Source organism: Pseudonocardia ammonioxydans (genome assembly GCF_900115005.1).
Taxonomy (GTDB): Bacteria; Actinomycetota; Actinomycetes; order Mycobacteriales; family Pseudonocardiaceae; genus Pseudonocardia; species Pseudonocardia ammonioxydans.
The window spans coordinates 1-2,936 of record NZ_FOUY01000124.1; the positions used below are offsets into that span (position 1 = coordinate 1).

At 68.6% G+C, this 2,936-nt stretch carries 2 protein-coding genes; one reads left to right on the plus strand and one right to left on the minus strand.

The genetic code is table 11. The annotated features are described in order from the left end of the window. A partial coding sequence (locus BM093_RS34470) for a Pls/PosA family non-ribosomal peptide synthetase (RefSeq protein ID WP_093357628.1) occupies positions 1–2,234 on the minus strand: 2,234 nt, incomplete at its 3' end. Here BM093_RS34470 and BM093_RS34475 point away from each other — a divergent pair. Next, on the plus strand, positions 2,227–2,784 hold the full coding sequence (locus BM093_RS34475) for an NADH-quinone oxidoreductase subunit H (RefSeq protein WP_218163073.1): 558 nt from the start codon (positions 2,227–2,229) through the stop codon (positions 2,782–2,784). The two genes, BM093_RS34470 and BM093_RS34475, sit on opposite strands and share 8 nt — an antisense overlap. Positions 2,785–2,936 lie beyond the last annotated feature (152 nt).

Here is a 2,936-nt window from a genome sequence, read left to right on the forward strand (position 1 = left end):
GCGCCGAGCGTGACCTCCCAGATCGCGATCCCGGGGATCAGCAGTGCGATCCCGAAGAAGTAGAGCCAGCGCACGATCAGGTGCAGCGCGATCGTGACGGCGTTGTGCCGGTTCTTGCCCCGTAGCGCGCGCCGCAGTCCCTGCTCGCCGAGCTCGAGTTGTGCATCCCGGGCGACTGTGCGGGGGATCTCGAAGCTCGGTGAGCCGAGCAGGCCGACACCTTCGCGGACCGGGCCGTCGATCGGGATCATGACCTTGGTACCGAGCAGGCAGTTGTTCCCGACCCTGCCCTGCGAGGGGTAGGCGATCCGGTTGCCGAAGAAGCTGCTCGTGCCGATCGTGGTCTGCGACAAGCGAAAGGACGTGTGCGAGTACTCCGCGTTGACGATCGAGAGGTCGTCGGCGACGACGGTGCCGGTGCCGATCCTGGTGAGATACGGCGACTCGTGCTTGATCAGCATCCCGAAGTTGTTGCCGGTCTGTACCAGTGGCCGGAGCTGGTAGCCCACGGCCCGGAGGTAGTGCGGGATCGCGGAGCTGTCCCCGAGCAGCATCGTGAACGTGATGCTGTTGGTCAGCAACGCGACGGTCTGGTGCAGGAAGTAGTGGACCCCGTAGAGCGGGTAGACCCGGTCTGGGCGGACGGCGGACGCCAGCAGGCGCGGAACGGTGATCATCACCAGGAACGCAAGCAGCAGGACGCCGAAGAACAGCACGAAACTCAGAGCGAGAATCTCGGCGTAGAAGTACCAGTGGACGAACGCCTCCGGTCCGGGGAACAGCAGCGCCGTCAGCTGCGGGATCTCGCGCAACAGCAGCGCGATACCGCCCAGTGCCAGCGGCACGGCGCCGCCCAGGACGAGGATCAGCTGCACCAGCGTGTAGACGATCTTCCGGGTCGGGCCGCACCTGGCGGGCGGGACGGTGGAGTAGTTCACGCCGGCGGGTCGGGCCGGTGATCCGTGCCAGCGCTCGCCAGCGGGTATCACCTGTCCGCTCAGTAGTGCGGAGGTGTGGCCGAGTTGGCCGCCGTCGTCGATGCGTGTGCCGAGCTCGAGGACCGTGGCTTCGCCGACGAACACATCGGTGCCCAAGGTGACCGACCCGATCTCGATCAGGCCATCGCGGGCGCGATAGCAGGAGAACAGCGCATCTTTGCGGATCACCGTGCGGTCGCCGATGGACAGCAGGTCGGTGCACACCGGCATGGACTGGGCGAACAACGCCACGTCGCGGCCGATCCGCGCGCCGAGGGAACGGAGGTACAGCGCGTAGAGCGGTGAGCCTCGGAACAACACCAGCGGGTTCATCCGCACCAGCGTCTTGACGATCCAGAACCGGACGTAGCCCGGGCTCCAGATGCGGATCGAGCGGGGCCGCCACCGACCGATCAGCACCCACTTGGCCACGATCGGGAACAGGCACAGGAACGCGAAGCTGGCGGCGCCGACCACGACCGCCCGCTCGTAGAGATCGAGCAGCGTCGGTGACGCGACGAACCACTCGTAACCCCAGAACAGCACCAGCGCCATGAGATAGGACCAACCCAGGACGAAAGCGACCTGGACTGCCCCGCACAGGACGTAGCCCAGGGTGCCGATGCGGCGAACCGACTCGGGCCGGTCGAGGACGACGGCGGGTTCCTCCGGTGGCGACGACGACGCGAGCGCGCCTGCACCGGCCGGCGCCAGGCAGTCGGCCAGTCCGGCGAGCGTCGGCGTGGCGTAGACGTTCTCCATCGACAGCGTCGGCAGCCGGGGGTCCTTACGTACCCGGGCGCAGAACTTCGCCAGCATCAGGGAGTCCGCACCCAGGTCGTCGAAGAAGTTCGCGTCCGCCGCCACCTCCCGCTCCAGCACGGTCGCGAGGACCTCCCCCAGCTGCACCGCCAGGTCTTCGGCCGCCGGTGCAGTTCCCCCCGTCGACGGGGCCACGACCGCCGCCAGGTCGGCCAGGCACGGGTGGCTGTAGACCTGTTGGATCGACAGCGCCGGCAACTCGGGGTCCTTGCGCACGCGGGCACAGAACTTGGCCATGGTCAACGAATCGGCGCCGAGCTCGAAGAAGTTCGCCTGTGCCGGGACCTCGGGGCGGTCGAGTACCTCTGCCAACAGCTCGGCGAACCGTTGCTGCACGACGACCGCCGACGGTGGCGTCGGGGCTTGGGCCGGCAGGGCGAGGGCGGTGGCGAGGCGTCGCAGCGTCGGGTGTTCGTAGACGTGTTGGATCGACACCGAGGGCGGGTACCGGTTCGTGGCCCAGGGGCTGTCCTACGAGCTCCCGCACATGTTCGCGATCATCACCGCGGCCCTGGCCGCGGGGAGTCTGCGGATCACCGACATCGTCGACGCCCAGGCGGGCCTGTGGTTCGTCGTGCTGATGCCCGCGGCGTTCATCGTCTACGTGCTCAGTGCGGCCGCGATGGCGTTCTGGGGGCCGTTCGACGCACCCGTCGCCCGGGACGCCGCCGGGGGCGCGGCATCGGAGCTGTCCGGTGTGGACCGGCTGCTGTTCGCCGCAGGCCGCCGGCTGCTGCTCGTGGCCGCCGCGGCGATGGCGGTCCCGTTGTTCCTCGGCGGCGGCCACGGGCCGTGGCTACCAGCCTGGGCATGGGTAGGGCTCAAGACCGCCGCGGTGCTGGCTCTATTGGTCTGGCTGCGCCACCGGCTTCCGACGATCCGGATGGACCGCTGGGCGGAGATCTCCTGGGTCGTGCTGGTGCCGCTGACGATCGTGCAGGCGCTCGTGGTCGCGCTCGTCGTGCTGGCCCGGGGAGGGATGTAGATGGTGCTCGCCGTGTTCTGCGTGCTGAGCCTGCTGGCGCTCTCCTCCGGTGTGCTGGTGTTCGTCGTCGACTCGATGGCGCGCGCGACGTTCTGCCTGCTGGTGTCGTTCCTCGCGGTCGCCGCGATGGTGCTGATGACCGGGCTGGCCTA